The sequence below is a fragment of the Mucilaginibacter puniceus genome (assembly GCF_054783175.1).
In genome coordinates this window covers 453,908-473,268 of sequence record NZ_BAAGRB010000001.1, presented here as the reverse complement: position 1 = coordinate 473,268, position 19,361 = coordinate 453,908, and the positions used below count along the sequence as shown (strand labels likewise).

The window sequence follows — 19,361 nt, the reverse complement described above, 5'->3', positions numbered from 1 at the left end:
TTATTTACTACTATTCAATTTCCTTAAATATAAATTGTAAAATCTGTTAATAGCAGCATCATAACCGGCACGGTCCCTAAATACTTCGGGGTTATAAGGGTCATCCGGTTTATGTTTGGTATGCATGTTAAACTGGGCGGCGTGCGATGCCAGCCACAGATCAAACTGCACGGCTTTCATTTTCTCAAATGTTGTAGCGTAATCTTTAGCCACATTGGGGTAAGTAGGCATATTGGCCAAATTAGTTTGATCAAGTACCGTAGGCATATTAGCTATAAATACTTTATAAGTTTTGTCTTTATCTTTAACATCAAACAAAAAGCCGGTGGCACCCTTGGTATGCCCGGGATGATGCAATGCTTTTATTTCCATGCCGCCAAGCTTCACCAAATCGCCGTCATGGAGTTTTACATCTACTTTTACAGGTTCAAATGTAGCCCCGTTTTCGCCAAAGGCGTAATCAGATTTTCCACCGTCTTCCAGTACCTGTGCATCATATTCATTCACCATCACTTTGGCTTTGGTTAACGCTTTTAACTGGGCCATTCCGGCCACATGGTCATAATGGCCATGGGTAGTTAACAATATTTTAATATCTGCAACTTTAAAACCCAGGTCGGTTATATGTTTAATCAACATAGGCGTTTCTTCAGCCAGCCCGGTGTTTATCAATATATGCCCCTGTGGGGTAGTAATTAAGTAACAGGCCAAATCATAAGTACCAACATAATATAAATTACCTACTACCTGGAAGGGCTTATACTCATACCTCCAATTTTGCTGCATAACAGGAAATGGGGCAAACTTTTGTTGTGCTTTTGCCACTAAGCCAAATAATAGGAAGGCAGCTAAAAACATTAGCTGTAATTGTTTTTTTATAGGGGTCATAACTGGTTATTTAATAGGTAAATATATGGTTTTTCATGAAAATGCAAATGTTATAATATCTGTTGGTAATGTTTTTTAAGTCAGGATTTAAAACTACTATAGGTTTATGGTGTTATAACGGTTAAGCCGTAATACATATTATGTTAAAAGCCACTTCGCCTGCCCTGGTTAAAACAAGTTTGATATTATTTATAATTATCGGAGGTACTGTTATACTTTATTTTGGCAAGTCGTTACTGGCGCCGCTGGCTTTTGCATTGGTATTATCTATGTTGCTGATCCCGTTATGTAAAAAATTGGAAAGGCGGGGTGTAAACAGATCATTGGCCACGTTGCTGTGCATACTTTTATTGATCTTAACTTTTGCAGCTATCATTAGCCTGTTGTCCTGGCAATTATCAAATGTAATGGATGATGTTAACCAGATAAAACACAGATTGGCTGCAGTGGGTACCCAGGTTCAAAATGTTATTGCCTCCTATACAGGCATCGCAAAGCCACAGCAGGAAGAAATGATAAAAAGTGCTGACCCGGGCAGCCTACTGGCAAAAACCACATCAACCCTATTAGGCGTAACATTAGATATTATATTAATACTGGTTTATATCTTTTTGATGATGTGTTTCAGGAGCCACCTGATGAAATTTTTAATAAGGGCCGTTCCCACCGATCAGCAGGAAAATACCGTTAAATTAGTTCATGAAGCAGGTGAAGTTTCGCAAAAATACTTGTCAGGACTTACCTTAATGATCATGAGTTTATGGATCATGTATGCCGTTGGGTTTTCAATAATTGGTGTACGCTATGCCATTTTTTTCGCGTTGCTTTGCGGCACACTTGAAATGATTCCTTTTGTTGGCAATATAACCGGCACTTTGTTAACCGTGTTAATGGGGCTTGTTCAGGGAGGAGATTATAAATTGATAGCCGGTATTTTAATAGTTTACGGATCAGTACAGTTTATTCAATCATACATCTTACAGCCATTGGTTGTAGGCCGGGAAGTTAACCTTAATCCGTTTTTTACCATATTAAGTATTGTTATCGGCGAGGCAATATGGGGTGTTTCGGGCATGATATTGGCAATCCCGATATTTGGTATGATGAAGATAGGTTTTGATCATTTTGCACCGCTAAAACCTTACGGTTTTTTATTGGGTGGTATTGAAAGTAAAAAACGAACTTCAGGTTTTGCGGATAAAATTAAAGGTTGGTTTAAATAATCAACTACCCATCACTTTTATTATTTTATCATTACTGCCATTGCTGGTAATGATGTAAACCTTACCATCAGGCGCTACACATACATCCCGCATACGGCCGTAAGTGCTTTTGTAAAATATGTTCACAGCATCAACTTTATCACCTGTACTATTTAGCTTTAATTGCAATAATTCCGAATCTTTTAAAACTGCTAATAGTAATGAGTTTTTCCATTGCGGGATGGCATTGTTATTATAATAATCAATACCTGAGGGGGCAATGGTTGGTGTCCAGCTATAAATAGGTTCGGCTACACTGTTAGTACTGCAAAATGCAGATTCATTGGTACCGCAAATCCCCTCTACATTTGGCCAGCCAAAATTGCGGTTCTTTTGTATAATGTTTATTTCATCATCTGTATTGGCGCCATGTTCCGAGCTATAAAGCATATTACCAACAAAAACCAACCCCTGCGGGTTACGGTGGCCCAGGCTCCATAATGGGCTGCCTGCAGTTGGGTTATCTGCCGGTATAGAACCATCTAAATTGATACGCAGTATTTTACCTGAAAAGCTGTTCCTGTCCTGTGCCCTTGTATTTACCGAAGCATCCCCTGTGCTGATGTACAGTTTTTTATCAGGGGATATAGCCAGTCTGCAACCATTATGAATATTGGCCGCAGGTATGTTATCCAGTAAGGTTACAGGGTTGGTGAGTGTTGTACCATTATAAGTAAACTTCACTATTTTTTCGGTATAGGTGCCGCTTTTCAAGTAGTTGTAGGCCATAAATACTTCGGGTGTAGTACTAAAATCAGGATGCAGCACCATGCCCAATAAGCCCCCCTCACCCTGCGAAACCACTTCACTAATAGTAAACATTAACGTAACTGTTCCGGTAGTGGGGTCAACAGTGCTTATTTTGCCGCCCCGCTCGGTTATCCATAATTTATTGTTGGGGCTCCACAATATTTCCCAGGGGTAACTTAAACCCTGGGTTAATACGGCATCTTTTATAGTAGCATCCGGCAGTTGTACATCCCCCGGATTTTGGTTGGATTTTTTGCAGGTGATAAATGACATCACGCATAATGCAAGTAATATAGCTGGTAAAGTTTTCATAACACACAATTGGTTGGTTATCAGTAATAATTACAACAAGTGTTAATTTAAATTGTGTGATTTATTTAAGGCCGGTATGCTTACTCATCGATACAATCGCGCCGTTGGTCTATTGATAGGCTGTGGGGTACACGCTATTGCTTTTATTTACATTAGTTAACCTAAGTAATAAAATGAAAAAGACAAATTTGATACTAGCAATTGCAATTCTTGCCTCGCCGCAATTATTTGCGCAGGATACAAAAATAAAGAATGAGCAACCCGAAACCGGTGTATGGGCAGAGAAGGTAAAAGTGGATGGTAACCTTACAGAATGGAACGACACTTTCCAGGCGTATAATAAAGCCACTAAACTTTTTTATACCATAAGTAATGATGATAAATCATTATACCTGGTTATCAAATCAACAGATATGCAAACCAGCAATAAAATAGCAGCTGGCGGCATTACATTGGCTATAAATACCGAGGGTAAAAAGAAAGACAAAGATGTATACAGTGTTAGTTTCCCTGTAGTTGCCGCAACTGCCAACGGAGGATTTGGTGGCATGGGCGGATTTGGCGGTGGTGCTCCCGGCGGCGGTGGTCCCGGTGGCGCACCGGGTGGTGGGTTTGGCGGTGGCCGTGGTGGAGCAGGAGGTCCCGGAGGGCCTCGTGATTTTACACCTGATTCAGCTACGCTGGCGGCAAATCACAAAAAAACAATTGAAGCTGCAAAAGAGATCAAGGTATTTGGCTTTAAAGATGTAACGGATTCGTTAGTGTCTATTTATAACGAATATGGCCTTAAAGCAGCTATTGGTTATGATGCACAAGGTAATTATACTTATGAGCTTGCTATACCGTTAAAATTATTAAACTTAACCGCTGATGGTAAAGCTATAGCCTATAATATAAAAGTAAATGGAATGGTTATGCCTGACTTCGCACGTATGTTCGCCGGTGGTGGTGGTCCTGGCGGCGGCGGCGGTGCTCCGGGCGGTGGCGGCGGTCCCGGTGGTGGTGGCGGCGGCTTTGGTGGTGGCGGCGGTGGCGGCTTTGGTGGTGGCGGCGGTGGCGGCTTTGGCGGCGGCGGTGGTGGCGGCGCTCCCGGCGGCGGTGGTGGCCCTGGTGGCGGCGGTTTTGGCGGCGGCGGTGGCCGTGGCCCGGGCGGACCTGGCGGCGGTGGCATGTCTGAAATGTTTGCAGCTACTGATTTTTGGGGGAAATACATTTTAGCAAAAAAATAGCTACTTTTGAATGATTCTAAATAAACAATAAATGAAAAGTACATTCAAGAAATTATCCGGAGCATTAATCGCTTTAATATTATTAAGTAGTGCTACACCACCTGTTAAAACCAAGCTGTTTGTTTCTAACTACGAAAATGTATTGGGTACATCCTTAGAGATTAAAATTGCAGCTAATACCGAAATGAATGCCACTAAAGCAGAAAATGCAGCATTGGCAGAAATAGACCGTTTAAATAAAATACTTAGCGGATACGATCCTTCAAGTGAATTTAATCAATGGGTAGCCACAGCAAAAAAACCGCAAGTGGTGTCGCCTGAGCTTTACGAAGTGCTTTCATTATTTGAACAATGGCGCGCTAAAACCGATGGTGCGCTTGATCCGGCTGCCGAAACAGTTGGAAAACTATGGCGCGAGGCGGCAAAAGCAAACACTTTGCCTTCGGCAATAAGTATAGCCAATGCCGTTAGCACTTTACAGCAGCAACAATATGTTTTAAACAATCAAAACCATACCGCTCAGCATATTGGCGATGCGCCATTAATGCTAAACTCGTTTGCTAAAAGCTATATTATGGATAAAGCTGCTAACGCGGCAATGTCAGTACCGGGTGTAAGTGGCCTGGTAGTAAATATAGGGGGCGACATTTTGGTTCGTGGCGAACACACCGAGCAAATATTGGTTAGTAACCCTAAGGCCGATGCGGAAAATGATGCACCGGTTGCCAAAATACAGGTTAGCAATAAAACGGTTGCTACCAGTGGTAATTATCGTCGTGGCGAATTTATAGATGGCAAATGGTACTCACATATTGTTGACCCTCGTACCGGCGTGCCGGCAGGCGATGTAATAAGTGCTACAGTAATTGCTGATAATGCTACCGATGCCGGAGCATTGGCAACTGCGCTAAACGTGTTAAGCCCCGAAGAAGGAAAAAAATTGGTAGCCTCTGTTCCCGGCGCCGAATATTTTTTAATTACAGTTGACGGAAAGCAGATAGAAAGTAATGGTTGGAAAAAAGCCAAACTTGAAGTTGAAAAAGAAATTGTTAATACCTTACCTTATAACGCCAAAGACAAGCTTTGGGATCCTAATTATGAATTAGCCATAAACCTTGAATTGGCGACAATTGGTGGTTTTCGTGTAAATAGGCCATTTGTTGCAATATGGGTAGTTGATGCCGATAAAAAGCCGGTTAAACAAATTGCATTATGGTACAATAAACCAAAGTATTTAACTGATATGCGCTCATGGTATGCTACTTACAGGAATGAATTTTATGCCAATAGCCCAAGCGTAAGTTCAACAACCAGTGCAACCCGGTCGCCGGGTAAGTATACTGTAAAATGGGATGGTAAGGACGATAGCGGTAACCTGGTTAAAGATGGTACCTATACCGTTTATATTGAAGTTGCACGCGAACACGGAACGCACCAATTAATTACCCAGGAAATTACGCCAAAAAAAACAGAACATATTGATTTGCCGTCAAACACTGAAGTAGCTTCGGCATCGTTGGATTACAGGAAAAAATCGGATGGAAACTAATAACCAATCGCAAAAAAACAAGACAAAAGAAGGAAAAAAAGCTAAATCGAAATTAGAAAAGCAAACAGCTGCTTTTTCGCGGTGGTTACACATTTATTTATCCATGTTCTGTTTTGTTATTGTGTTATTTTTTTCAATAACGGGGCTTACTTTAAATCATGCCGGTTGGTTTGATGGCAAACAAGTTGAGAAAAATGCAGAGGGGAAAGTACCTGTGGCATGGGTTCAAAATCCGGATACTTCTAAAATAAAGAAGTTGGAAATTGTAGAGTTGCTACGTAAAAATTATGCAATTAAAGGATACATGAGCGATTTTTATATCGGCGACGATGAATGTTCTGTATCATTTAAAGGCCCCGGCTATAGTGCCGATGCTTTTATTGACAGGAAGGACGGTACGTTTAAATTAACAGAACTACGGCTTGGCTTAGTTGCCGTACTTAATGATTTGCACAAGGGCCGTGATAGTGGTGGCACCTGGAGCTGGTTAATTGACGCCTCGGCTGTTTTTTTAACATTGATATCATTAAGCGGCTTAGTTATGCTACTATTCATCAAGAAAAAAAGATTAAGTGGTGTAGTAGTAGGTATTTTGGGTGGTGTATTAGCCTATTTAATTTATATAATTTGGGTAGCCTAAAATTAAAAATAAAATATATGAACAATCGGATCATTAAGGCATTTTGGTTATTGGGCCTGCTTTTGCTGGCTTATCCAATTTATGCGCAGCAAGGTATTACTGTTAGCGGTAAAATAAGTGGTGACGATGGACAACCCATTTCGTTAACAAGTATAAGTGTTAACAAAAAGGGAATAGGCACGGCTACCAACTCTTCGGGTATGTTTGTTTTAATAATACCCGCGGCCAACCTTACCGATTCGTTAAAAATATCCCACATTGGTTATGTAACACAGCAATTACCCATATCGGGTTTAAAAGCCGGCGAGGTACTTAATATCAACCTTGAGAAAAGTAGCACCGAACTGGGTGAGGCAACTGTTACCTATTATGACGCGGATAAGGTCATAAAAAAAGCCATTAATCTTATACCTGACAATTACATTAACCACGCCCATATTTTGCGTGGGTTTTACCGTATGTATGCCTTTAAAAATAAAGACAAGGCTCCGCTGCAGTTATCAGAGGCGGTTTTTGATGTGTACAATTTTGGCTATGCAGATAAACACGCGGATATTTTTAGGCTGATAAAGGCGCGTAGCGAAAAAAATGACCGCGACTTTAACGCTGTTGAATTTGTACAAAAGCCCAATTCTGTATTTGAGCAGGACATTGTAAACCACCTGCCGGCAAGTGGCTTTTTAAGCGAAAAAGGATTAGAAAATCATAAATTTGAAGTAGCACGAATTACGGATATTAATGGATATAAGGCTTATGAAATTGATTTTGAAGGAAAAAAGGGAGCCGAGGAAAGAACATATACAGGTAAAATGTATATTGATTTCAAAACAAACGCTTTCATATATTTTGATTTTGGGTTAAGCCCTGCCGGATTGAAAAATACAAGTTCGGGCGGGTTTCTTGAAAAGACACTGATAAAGCAACATGATGTTAAAGCGGTATTGCTATCCAACCATTCAAAAGTAAGCTACCAGCAGGTTAATAATAAGTGGGTACTGGCCAATGTGGATGGAGACAATACACTAAGCATTAAAAGTGTTTACCTGGATTATGATTATGTTGCCCATGTAAAATATAATTACCAGATAACTGCGGTTGACATTACACAAAAAGAATCATTCGACTCAAAAATCGGTCGTAACGAGAATATTAACGCACACAAAAGTGACAGCGATCAAAAATTTTGGAAAGATTATAATATCCTGTTAGCTGATGATAATGCTGATGATATTTTTAAACAGATAAGGGATATCAATAAAGAAAAGTAAAAAGAGAACTTATAATATACTGCAAAAAATGCCCTCCAATAAAAATATTGGAGGGCATTTTTGTTGCCGGATATAAATGTTTTAAAAAGAAATTTGTAAGCTGAAATGAAATGAGTAATTTTCGTGTTCAATTATACATTAAAACCTAGTATGAAATCGACATTAATCAGGAAAATTGCCTTTGCCGGAATTTTAGCCGCAACGGTAATTACGTTTTCGAAGTGTAAAACTTCAAGCCCTGGCGAGGGAACCGAATGGCAAAAAACAAACGATGAGCTTATCAGTAAGTATGAACTGGAAGTTAGAGAACTTTCTGACCTGCCCGATAACAAGATCGCTTCAAACTTAGAAGACGCTAAAGTAACCAGCCTTAACAGTTTGGATAGTACTGAGCTTTATCCGGGCGTTAAAGCCAAAATATTTTGGGGAAGTGGTAACATGACTGCTGTATTGCAGTTGGCACCAAATGCCAAAATACCCGAAGAAGTTTTACCGTCTGACGGTTTTACCATTATAATGGACGGATCTGTTGATATATCTATCAATGGTACCGTATCAAAAATGGTATCATTAAAAAGACAAGGCCCTGATGGCGTAAACAGCGCTACTCCAAAAACCGACTTGGTTTATTTGGAAAAAGGCACCAAAAGTGCTATTACTGCCGGTGCTGCGGGTGCCAAATTAATACAGTCGTATAGCCCTTTACGTTTAGATTATTTGCAAAAATTAGGCGTAAAAGATCTTCCTGCCGAAGTTGCTGACGTTAAAACTACCCAAACACCTAACTTAACCCCTAACAAGATTTATGACTTGTACGACATTCAGTTAACCAATATTGCTGAAGGTGCACATACCCGGTTATTATCAGGAAGAAATACGCAATTGAGCTTTATTTCCATGGATCCGGGATCAACCTTTAAACACCATATACACCCCGAAGAGCAAATTATGTTTGTATTACGTGGTGGCTGTGATGAAATATTGTTGGATGGCAAACAAGCTATGAAAGCTAATGATGTAGTACGTATACCATCAAACCTGGTACATGGTGCAGAAATTGGCGATTTAGGTTGCGACGCGATAGACATCTTCTGGCCTGCACGCCCTGATTATTTAGAAAAAGCAAACGCGGCCAAAGCTGCTTACGAAGCAATTATTCCTGCTGATGCTAAAATAGAGCAAATTGTTGATGGTGCTAAAAGCAAACCGGGTTTAACCTTTGCCGAAGGCCCTAAATGGATGAATGGTAAAATTTATTTCTCAAACATGTATTTTGACAAAGACTTTAACGCAAGCCCTGCAAAAAGCTCGACAGTTGAAATGGATGTTAATGGTAACTACCATTATATAACTGCCGGCAAAATGCAAACTAACGGACTTTACCCATATAAAAATGGCAACTTAATAGTTTGCGATATGATGGGCCACCGCGTGGTTGAAATGACTACCAAAGGCGAAGTGGTACGTGTTATTGCTGATAAATATGATGGCAAACCAATTGATGGGCCTAACGATGTAATTACTGACGCTAAAGGCGGTGTTTACTTTACCGATCCGCAGTTTACTATGGAGAAAGACAAGTTCCAGCCGGGCCGTGCAGTTTATTATGTATCGCCTGATGGCAAAGTAACCAGGATAACCAAGCCTAATGAGTTTGCAATGCCAAACGGTATTTTGTTAAGCCCTGATGGCAAAACGCTTTACATTAACAACTGCTATGATGATGAAGACTGGTACCCTGTAAAAAGCGATAAAGACAACTTCTTGTGGGCCTATGATGTAAACCCTGACGGAACCATAAGCAATGGCCGCAAGTTTGCCAAATTGTTCCTTATTGATTCGGTAATGGATAGAAAAGGTAAATCATCAAGCGCTGATGGTATGGCTATAGATAAAGAAGGTAATATATATGTAGGCACTTACTATGGCGTACAAATATTTAATAAAGACGGAAAGTTTGTTGGCATGATCAACCTGCCATCATTCCCGGTAAGCCTTTGCTTTGGCGGCGAGGATATGAAAACATTATTTATAGTAAGCTATAAAAATGTTTACAAGGTGCGTACCAATATGACAGGTTACGTTAACTATTTGAAATAGTAATATACCGCGATAAATTAAAAGCCTCCAATCTTTCGATTGGAGGCTTTTTTGTTTAATTTTAATGGTGCGGTGACAACACCAACCATAGGCTGCATAATACCTTACCTATTTTGGCGACTGTAAAAAAATCAATAATATTTTTTTATTAAATAATAACTAAATTTATATAGATGTCATTAAAATTTTCCCATGAAACAACTACATGTTAAACTATCATTTTTCGCTTTATTGACAATATCTGTCTTTTTTCTGTACGCTTATACATATTTTGGCGACAATCAAAATAAGCCGGACTCTAAGCATCAGGAAAAGAAGCGCCCAAATATTTTACTAATTGTAGCAGATGATTTGGGTTACAGCGATTTAGGATGTTATGGCGGGGAAATTGAAACTCCAAACCTGGATAAGCTGGCAAAAAATGGGGTGAGAATGACCAGTTTTTATACCACGGGGCGTTGTTGCCCATCCCGCGCCTCTATTCTTACCGGGCTTTACCCACACCGTGCAGGTTTGGGACACATGATCAGAAACTTAAATCAGCCAGGTTACATGGGCAGAATCTCTGACGATGCTGTTACCATAGCGCAGGTTTTACAAAGTTCGGGTTACCGCACCTTTATGTCAGGAAAATGGCATGTAGGAACCAATGACCCTACTAAACACGGTTTTGAAGAATATTTTGGCACCCTGTCAAGTGCCCAGAGCTATTGGAATCCTCGTGAATATATCCGTAGACCAGCGGGTAGTAAAGTGCGTAATTATAAGGAAGGCGAATTTTACGGAACCAATGCCATTACGGATTATGCCCTTGACTTTCTTCAAAAAGGACGTGAAACACCTGATAAACCATGGTTTTTATACATGGCTTACAATTCTCCTCACTTTCCTTTACAGGCACCCAAAGAAGCTATAGATAAGTATGCAAAAACCTATAAAGTTGGTTGGGATAAAATCCGGGAAAACCGACTCAGGAAAATGAAAGAACTGGGTATTGTTTCAAAAGAAACAGTTTTGACACCCCGCTCTGAATATTGGGCCTGGGCCGAAGCTGAAGCCGGTATAAACCCTGCCTGGAAAGATGTGCCTTTAGATAGACAAGCAGATCTTGCAAGACGTATGGCTATTTTTGCTGCTATGGTGGATGTTATGGATCAGAATATTGGGCGGATGCTTGCTGATTTAAAAGAAAAAGGAGAATTGGAAAACACACTTATTATTTTCCTTTCGGATAATGGTGCCTGTGCAGAATGGGATCCCAACGGATTTGACGGAAGCACCGGCCCAAACAATATTCTTCATACGGGAGATGATATTGAAAAAATGGGAAGTTCTGCAACATTTCACAGTGCAGGTTCCGGATGGGCAAATGCATCTAACACGCCTTGGCGTTTGTACAAGCATTATAACCATGAAGGAGGCATCAGTTCACCTCTGATAGCTCAATGGCCGGCAGGACTAAAACGTTCAGGCATCATTGATAAAAATCAAGGACATCTTGTGGATTTGATGCCAACAATACTTGCAGCGGCAAATGTATCTTACCCATCCGAATTTCAAGGACGAAAAACTATTCCTGAATCGGGAATAAGTATTTTGCCTCTTTTACAGGGTAAAAAAGTTGAAAAAAGGATTCTTTATTTTGAACATGAAGGAAATCGCGGTATTCAAGACGGAAAATGGAAGATGTCTGCCTTGCGAGGTAAAGGCTGGGAACTATATGATCTGGAAAATGATCGTACAGAACTTCATAACCTGGCAAGTAAACATCAAGATGTTGTAAACAGACTTGATGGCCTATGGAACATCTGGGCCAAAGATAATTATGTTACTCCTTTACCAACTGATTACAAAATGCCTTATTTACCTAAATAATAATCTATTTCTTTGATATGTATCAATATTTAATTGACAATAAAATTTGTAGTGGATTTAAAGCAAATAACAAGTTAAAGATTTGGAGTTTACTTTTTATATCTGTTGTATTTTTAAGTAGTTGTACAAAGAAAAATAGTTTAACACCCGTTTCCTATAATCAATTTGAATTATTTGTTAAGAAAACGGGTTATATTACAGACGCTGAAAAATATGGCTGGTCAATAGTTCAAACTGATGTTGATCACTACAAAACAGTAAAAAATGCCAATTGGAAAATTCCTGATGGGATACATAAGCCTTCTTCAAAAGATCTCCCGGTTACACAAGTAAGCTATAATGATGCTTTGGCATATTGTAAATGGGCAAAAAAAAGACTTCCGAGTTATGATGAATATTGGGAGTTGGTAAAAAATGACTCGCGGGTTATTGTATCTGATAATAAATTGCCAATTTCTAAAGTTGATGAGGTCAATATAGTAGGGAATGTATGGGATATTACAGAAATCGAAAAGAACAATTCAGTCAGGCTTGCAGGTGGATCATTATTTTGTTCAAAAACAACTTGTCACGGCACAGTTAAGGAAAGAGAATTATTTGTGGATAGAGAAACCGGAAATATTCATGTTGGATTTTGCGTTGTTAATTAATGGAAATTAATTATTGCGACTTGGCGGTGCATGTTAAAAATGGGCGAAAAATCATGGTTAACACATTTTTAACTTAAATTTATATAATTAATTGATTATCAGATATTTAACTTAATTATATTGCAAAATGTGTTAACCTTTGTTAACCATAAATAGCCATAAAAAAGGCTCCGTTACGCGGAGCCTTTTACTTATGTTATCGATGATAATATTACCAGGTTCTTTTACTCATCACTTTATCTAATTCAGCGCGGGTCATTTTACCATTTTCAGGGTGTTGATCCAGCCATTTTAAGAAGTCAACTTTTATGGGGTCGCTCCACTGGCTGTCAATTTCGCCTGTGCTGTATTTGCCGGTACGTACCATTTCATAACCAAATTTGTCTTTACGTACCACAAACTCGCCGGTACTTACTACTTCTTCGGCTAAGTGAGCAGGTACAAATAATACCCCCTCTTTTTGTACAATTACCAGGTCGCCGGGCAATACTACAGCCCCTCCTATATGGATAGGCGTATTCAATCCCATCAATACCATTTCGGCAGTAAATGAAGGGTGGAAATCACGTACCATAGCATTAAAGCCTTTTATCAATCTTAACTCCTGCAAATCCCTGGCCGCGCCATCAAAAACAACCCCATTGCCTGATTTGCTATAGATAGAATTGGCCAAAGTTGATCCCATGATAGAGCCATCGGCAATCTTACCAAACGCATCAGCCACATACAGGTCGCCTTTAACCAATATATCTATTGGCCATGAATTGGTATTACCTTTTCGGCCTTGTTTGGCTCCCCTGTCTTTGATGTTTTTTTCCAGGTCCGGGCGGCTTGGCAGGTACATTGCGGTAACTGCACGTCCGGTCATAGCTTCGTCGTTAACCAGTTTCCAGTTGCCTTCATATTGGTTTAAATAACCCGCGTTTTTTAAAACGGTCCAGGCATCATCAATCATGATATGTTTTGCCCGCTCCAACAAATCGTCCGGAATTTTTGGCCTGCCGTCAGCAAAACGCTCGCCTTTCCATTCAGAGGTCAAAAACATCATTTCGTCTTTTGAAATGGTTTGTGCGGATAACGAATTAACAAAACATACACCCGCTAATGCCAATAGTAAAAAAGTATTTCTCAGTTTCATATATAAAATAAAAAATCTTGGTTATTGATATGGTTTTAAAACCAAAAATAACCAAGATTATTGTAAATTTTAATTATTTAATTATTAATAATCAGGAGTAGCTGCCGCGCCTTGTAAATTAATTTTAACGGCCTCAATACCCAAACGTTCTTTTAACTGGGTTAAATATAAGCTTCGCGGACTAACGTGCTGATCTAACGATTCGATATAACCACGTGGTTTGGTCAGATCCTGCAACTGAGCGTTATAAATAACTGATGCCGTACCAATGTGCCCAAACGAATAGTTTGTAGCGGTAGGCGGGCTTTGTATCAGGAAATCGCCCTCGCAGTTCCACATTACAATATTGGCACCTGCCCAACCGATGATATAATCCCAAAAACGTGCAGTTAAAGGTGCTTTTACGTTATCATATAATACACCGTTAACCCAGTGGTTATGTGGTTCGCTGGTTGAATATGGATTAACAGCCTTGCAATCTAAAAATACGTTACCGCTTGCTTCCTGTCCCTGTAAAACAAATGAATGTCTTCCTTTTTGAGAAAAGCAACGTTGTACTAAAGTAAGTTGTCCTTGCAGGTGATAAATAAAGCGTCGGGCACCCATACGTTGCGATACCGGCTCCCATGATTCACAATCTTGTATGGTGATCCATTTTGACCCGGCGTTAACCTGTACAACACTATTTACAAAGTGCATTGCCGTCATGTTGCGCACCCATCCGTTTTTAGCATTACTAAAGTTGATGAAGTTGGCGTAATGGCTCTCATCTGAAAAATATTCCTCTCCGTTATAAGTAGCGGTTGGTTTGTTATCCGGCCTGTCCATATTGCCGTACTTGGTGGTACGCACTGTAGGGTCATATTCTGATATACCTCGCAGATTCTCAACAGCAACGTTTTCGATACGATCGTCGGTATATTTTACTACATCACCTCCGCCCCATTTGGTTTCAATTGCAGTAAATATAGGTGCGTCTACGGTAATGGTATTGCCTTTAACATCGGTTATTACGCGATCATAAGTGGTAACAAATGGCCTCCACCTGTTTCTGTTAACGGTAGCGCTGTCTAAACCTATCGCTGTTATCCAATCCTGGTTGCCATAGCGGCGTACAGATACTTTATCACCAACTTTAAAACCCTTACCTGATGCCACGTTAAATGAACGTGCACCAACAGGTACATATTTATCCGTAACGCTTTGCTTGGTATCTTCTTGTATGGTAATTCCTTTACTTCCTGTTATATTGATCAAGGCAGCACGTGTAACCGGTTTAACGGTGCGGCCAAATAGTATGGTACCAATATCACTCATACCTTCGCCACGCAATATGACGCCCGATGCCCTGATGTAAAGTGGTTTATCCAAAGGATACTCGCCCATTTTTAACAATACCGCGCCACGAAATCCCGATGCATCTAATGGCATTTCTGATACTTTATCAATAGCCGCTTGTATAACTGCCGAGTTATCGCCAACAACAGGCCAAACAGTAACTTTATTAGGAATATAAGGAATGGCTACGCCGCCACCTTTATAACCCGCGTTTGAAAAATCAGGAATTTTATTGCCAAGGCTGTCAGCAACGTAAACCAGTTTTCCATCAACTCCTGGGTACACCAATGATGTAGAAGGTAAGATGTCCTTATTTTGGGCATTTGATAGTTGAGCACCGAAGCATAACATCAGCGCGGCAATTGTGTAAGTTTTAACTCTCATAATTTGTTGGTTATAAAATGAATAAACCCGTGAATAAGGATTATCGCACGGGTTTAGCGCGGATAAATATTTATCCACCTTGTATGTTAAATTTATTTATTATCGTTATCATCAACTACATCATAGCCACGCCATTTGAAGCGCTCATCGGCAACTTTTGTTGCGGCGGGCCATGCTATATTATGCTGGCTGCTGCGTGTCCATGCCACCCGGTTTTCTTCGCTATCAAAAAATAATTGTATCTGGTAGTTATAAGTGGTTTGTTCTGCCTGTATTTTTTTTGAAGCTGCCTCCGGAAATAAACGAAGTAGTTTAGATGAAAGATATCCTTTTTGAACTTTCAAAGCAGGCACATAAATGTTAGTGTACATTTTTTCAAATGCGTCAGCTTTTTCAGGCGATACGATAAAGTCCATTTGAAGGCTCATGCCTTTTGTCGCAGGAGCCGCAGCAGTTGCAGCACCCGGACGGCCTGGACCACCGGCAGCCCCAAAAGCAGCACCCGGGCCACCAGGACCACCACCACGTGGACCAGCGGCAGCCAGAACTTTAGACGTTCCGATACCAACAACTAATAGTTCTACATCATCAGTGCCGGTATTAGCAAATGTTATTTTTTCATTTACTAAAGCATAGGTAGCATCATCAGCTCCAAATGGAGTTTTAGTGCCATTAATATCAACTGTACCTGAACCTTTTACTACGTAGTAAATTTCTTCCATACCATCCATGGTACGTGAAGCGGTAGTAACGCCAGCAGGAATTATAATATGGTCAACATGGTCCCAATTGGTTTTAAAAACGTCGGTATTAAAAATACGGCGTTGTAAAACACCTGTACCGTATGCGGCATTGGGTCTGGCTTTATCTTTCTCCAATCTGCCTGATATAAATGTGGGGATAGGATCCAATGCAGCACCTACGCGGGTATCACCCAGATCAAAGTTATCATTATGGCCCCTAACCATAGTTACACCAAAGTTCATCCATTTAACAGGTTCGGTACCGGGATTATAAACAGCGTGTGAATTGTTCAAACGGCAAGGCACCAAAGCAGGTGCTTTTATTAATGATGTGCGGCCATTAATGGTAAATTCTGCTTCACCGGTTAAAATCACAAACATTTCTTCCATATTGTTATGGAAATGATGCCCGATGCTTGATTTTCCGTTTAATAATCCAGCGTGTAAGTAAGCCAGGTTGGTGCTTACATCCCGTGTGCCTACCAGTTGCCCGAAAGCCATGGAACCTGCCCCACGGTGTACACCTGTTTGTTTTCCTAATTTTGAAGGATCGTTATGAACTACCCGGCTTTTTGTTGCCGGAGCTTGCGCCGAAGCCGAAACTGTAAAAACAGTAAATAATAATAAAAGTAATTTATTCATGGTTCTCATGATGGGTTGGTTTAACTATTAAGAATAAATATATAAATGGTTATAATGGTAATGGGTAAATATGCGAAAACTTTTTCTGACTATAAATAGCTAATAAAATTAAATGTCGATTTACCTGTGAAACTTACTTTAAGTTAAGTATAATTATATAGCATATATACTTAAATCATACTCGTATAGTCGATATTTAGTGAAATATGCGTTGTTTGACGGCTATGCAACAATTTTGTTGTTTTTTGTAGTAAACTTGTATTTTACATACTAATCCTCACTTTATAGTAAATGCTTTTCAACAGTTTTATTTTTATTGCGCTGCTGGCAATAACGCTGTTTTTATATTATTTACCCATTTTCTCCAGGTTTCAAGTACTGGTTTTAATTGTTTCCAGCCTGGTATTTTATGCTTATGAGGCCCCAGCTTTGGTATTACTGCTACTGTGCTCGGCAGTAATAAATATTTTAACCAGCTATCGTGTGGCGTATGGTAAGCCGCATCTGCGCAAAACTTATGCAGTGGTTGGCATTACACTTAACCTTTTAATCCTGGCGGTTTTTAAATACTCGCCATTGTTTGCTAACACGTTTTTAAATACCAATACCAGTATTGGGCAGTTTTTAATTTTAATGCCCCTGCCTATTGGTATATCATTTTATACATTTGAGGGCATAAGCTTACTGGTTGATGTATATACTGATAAACATCATGATAAATTATTGGTCGATAAGTCGCTGCAAAAACACTTTAGTAAAACGCTGTTTTTTGTATCCTTCTTTCCGCACTTAATTGCCGGTCCTATTTTAAAAGCCTATGAGTTTTACCCGCAGATTAAACAAAAATCACTCAAAGATATCGATACTGTTTCGGCATTTAAAAACCTGGTAACGGGATATTTTTTAAAAATGGTTATTGCTGATAATCTATCGGTATTGACTCAAAAATTGGCTTTTCCCTATTTAAAAACCTGCTCTTCTGCCGAGTTGGTCGCTATGCTATTTGGGTACTCGTTTCAAATATTTGCCGATTTTGCAGGGTATTCGCTAATAGCTGTGGGCCTGGCCAAATTATTTGGTTATGATATAATGCAAAATTTCAACTTCCCTTATATTTCCGCATCTATTACAGAGTTTTGGCGCAGATGGCATATATCGCTCTCAAGCTTTTTAAAAGAGTATTTATACATCCCATTAGGCGGTAATCGTAAAGGCAAAATACGCACTTATTTAAACCTGCTCATAACCATGATACTGGGTGGTATATGGCATGGCGCCGCGTGGAGTTACGGCGTATGGGGATTGTGCCATGGTATTCTTTTGAGTATGGAAAGATTTTATAATGATAGTTTCCGGCCAGATAAAGCGAAATTGGTTGCCCGTATAATTAAGGTTTTTATTGTTTTTATACTCGTATCTGTTTTATGGCTATTGTTTAAACTTCCGTTTGTGCAGGTGGTGGAATATTTTAAAACTGTACATATAAATACCAATGTCTCTGTAAATACCGATGGTATAGTTATGATATTAATTTACAGCCTGCCGGTAATTATATATCACGCTATTTATTTGCTCAAACAGTACGCGGTTTTTTCAGCCTGGATAAGCCGGTACAGTTACTTGGGTTACGGTTTTTTAATGGCCATGATAGCGTTAAACAGCGGCCCTAAAGGCACATTTATTTATTTCCAGTTTTAGTAATGATAAAAAAGAGCTTTATCATATTTGCTATCCTTTTCGCGCTATTCAATATTGCAGCTACTTATACGCAACCTGATGTTAAGTATGCGGAGTCTGATTTTGTGCGAAATGTGATCAATGCTGATAAATATATCTATAGTAACATGGATTACAAGGCTGTGATATTGGGCTCATCGCTTGCCTATAGAATGCCAACCGATTCGCTTCCCGGATTTTACAACCTGGCCCTATCTGGGATGTCTGTGTACGATGGCGGGGCGGTTTTGCTGAGCCGTAAAACATTACCTAAAACTGTATTTATTGAGATCAATGTTATCCAAAGGCCAAAGTCTGAATCTTTTTCGCAAGAGTTTGAATCACCGGTATATGCTTTTTTTAAGCGGATATTTCCCGCGTTGAGGACAGAAAATCAACCGGTTATTTTAATAAAAAAGGCTATCGATCAAATAAAAGCGTCCCTACGCCCTAAACCTACACCAAAGCCCCGCAATAAAATGGCTGCCAAAAATATTTACTTGCCAGACAGGTTATTTAAACCTTTGTTGGCAATTCAAATAAAAGATTACAGTAAGCGCGATACCACTTTGGCCAATATAGCCCTTGTATCATTAAAGCAATTGGTGCAAAAAATTGAAGAGAGGGGTACCCAAGTTATTCTTTTTGAAATGCCTGTAAACCCCGTTATACAGCAATCGCCTAAAGCAACTTTAATAAGAGAATTGGTTACCAAAAACTTCCCTCATCATCCATTTATTCCTATACCATCCTTTACGTTTAAAACCCGGGATGGACTGCATTTGGCCCAAAAAGAAGTGAGTGATTATACGCTTTATTTTAAAGACCAGACTGCCCGATATATTAAATAGTAACTTTTTACGCCGAATAAGCTATT

Annotated in this window: 15 protein-coding genes; 10 read left to right on the top strand and 5 right to left on the bottom strand. The window is 39.7% G+C overall.

Translation table 11 applies throughout. From position 1 onward, the window contains the following. A complete protein-coding gene (gene bla / locus ACYVJ6_RS02120; RefSeq protein WP_460692378.1) occupies window positions 1-888 on the bottom strand; it encodes a subclass B3 metallo-beta-lactamase in 888 nt (295 codons plus the stop codon). Window positions 889-1,028: 140 nt separating this feature from the next. Here bla and ACYVJ6_RS02115 point away from each other — a divergent pair, with 140 nt between their 5' ends. Beyond that, a complete protein-coding gene (locus ACYVJ6_RS02115; RefSeq protein ID WP_460692377.1) occupies window positions 1,029-2,111 on the top strand; it encodes an AI-2E family transporter in 1,083 nt (360 codons plus the stop codon). On the opposite strand, the gene ACYVJ6_RS02110 is transcribed toward ACYVJ6_RS02115, so the two are convergent. Continuing rightward, window positions 2,112-3,212 carry a PQQ-dependent sugar dehydrogenase gene (locus tag ACYVJ6_RS02110; protein ID WP_460692376.1) on the bottom strand — a complete coding sequence of 367 codons (1,101 nt, stop codon included), beginning with the start codon at window positions 3,210-3,212 and terminating at the stop codon, window positions 2,112-2,114. 173 nt (window positions 3,213-3,385) lie between these two features. Between ACYVJ6_RS02110 and ACYVJ6_RS02105 the strand changes: the two genes are divergently transcribed. The 7 genes from ACYVJ6_RS02105 (at window position 3,386) to ACYVJ6_RS02075 (ending at window position 12,523) form a co-directional block, all read left to right on the top strand. After that, the gene (locus ACYVJ6_RS02105; RefSeq protein WP_460692375.1) at window positions 3,386-4,441 is read left to right on the top strand and encodes a hypothetical protein; all 1,056 of its coding nucleotides are present in this window, start codon (window positions 3,386-3,388) and stop codon (window positions 4,439-4,441) included. A gap of 31 nt (window positions 4,442-4,472) precedes the next feature. After that, the gene (locus ACYVJ6_RS02100) at window positions 4,473-5,990 is read left to right on the top strand and encodes a DUF2271 domain-containing protein (protein WP_460692374.1); all 1,518 of its coding nucleotides are present in this window, start codon (window positions 4,473-4,475) and stop codon (window positions 5,988-5,990) included. Further along, the gene (locus tag ACYVJ6_RS02095) at window positions 5,980-6,630 is read left to right on the top strand and encodes a PepSY-associated TM helix domain-containing protein (protein WP_460692373.1); all 651 of its coding nucleotides are present in this window, start codon (window positions 5,980-5,982) and stop codon (window positions 6,628-6,630) included. The genes ACYVJ6_RS02100 and ACYVJ6_RS02095 overlap by 11 nt, the downstream gene beginning before the upstream one ends. A 17-nt stretch (window positions 6,631-6,647) precedes the next feature. Next, a complete protein-coding gene (locus ACYVJ6_RS02090) occupies window positions 6,648-7,898 on the top strand; it encodes a carboxypeptidase-like regulatory domain-containing protein (RefSeq protein WP_460692372.1) in 1,251 nt (416 codons plus the stop codon). Window positions 7,899-8,048: 150 nt separating this feature from the next. After that, the gene (locus ACYVJ6_RS02085; RefSeq protein ID WP_460692371.1) at window positions 8,049-9,998 is read left to right on the top strand and encodes an SMP-30/gluconolactonase/LRE family protein; all 1,950 of its coding nucleotides are present in this window, start codon (window positions 8,049-8,051) and stop codon (window positions 9,996-9,998) included. A 192-nt stretch (window positions 9,999-10,190) separates the two neighbouring features. Then, on the top strand, window positions 10,191-11,873 hold the full coding sequence (locus tag ACYVJ6_RS02080) for an arylsulfatase (protein ID WP_460692370.1): 1,683 nt from the start codon (window positions 10,191-10,193) through the stop codon (window positions 11,871-11,873). 17 nt (window positions 11,874-11,890) lie between these two features. Continuing rightward, window positions 11,891-12,523 (top strand): SUMF1/EgtB/PvdO family nonheme iron enzyme, encoded by a 633-nt coding sequence (locus tag ACYVJ6_RS02075; protein ID WP_460692369.1) that lies wholly within the window; start codon window positions 11,891-11,893, stop codon window positions 12,521-12,523. Window positions 12,524-12,734: 211 nt separating this feature from the next. On the opposite strand, the gene ACYVJ6_RS02070 is transcribed toward ACYVJ6_RS02075, so the two are convergent. The 3 genes from ACYVJ6_RS02070 to ACYVJ6_RS02060 form a co-directional block, all read right to left on the bottom strand. Continuing rightward, complete coding sequence (locus tag ACYVJ6_RS02070) at window positions 12,735-13,661, bottom strand: RraA family protein (RefSeq protein WP_460692368.1); 927 nt, start codon at window positions 13,659-13,661, stop codon at window positions 12,735-12,737. An 84-nt stretch (window positions 13,662-13,745) separates the two neighbouring features. Continuing rightward, window positions 13,746-15,383, bottom strand: a complete 1,638-nt coding sequence (locus tag ACYVJ6_RS02065; protein ID WP_460692367.1) for a hypothetical protein — start codon at window positions 15,381-15,383, stop codon at window positions 13,746-13,748. A 92-nt stretch (window positions 15,384-15,475) separates the two neighbouring features. Then, complete coding sequence (locus tag ACYVJ6_RS02060; RefSeq protein ID WP_460692366.1) at window positions 15,476-16,768, bottom strand: cupin domain-containing protein; 1,293 nt, start codon at window positions 16,766-16,768, stop codon at window positions 15,476-15,478. A gap of 291 nt (window positions 16,769-17,059) precedes the next feature. On the opposite strand from ACYVJ6_RS02060, the gene ACYVJ6_RS02055 reads away from it, so the two are divergent. Continuing rightward, window positions 17,060-18,466, top strand: coding sequence for an MBOAT family O-acyltransferase (locus tag ACYVJ6_RS02055; RefSeq protein WP_460692365.1), 1,407 nt, complete (start codon window positions 17,060-17,062; stop codon window positions 18,464-18,466). Window positions 18,467-18,468: 2 nt separating this feature from the next. Then, window positions 18,469-19,335: a hypothetical protein gene (locus ACYVJ6_RS02050; protein ID WP_460692364.1), complete on the top strand. Its 867-nt coding sequence runs from the start codon at window positions 18,469-18,471 to the stop codon at window positions 19,333-19,335. Window positions 19,336-19,361: the final 26 nt, after the last annotated feature.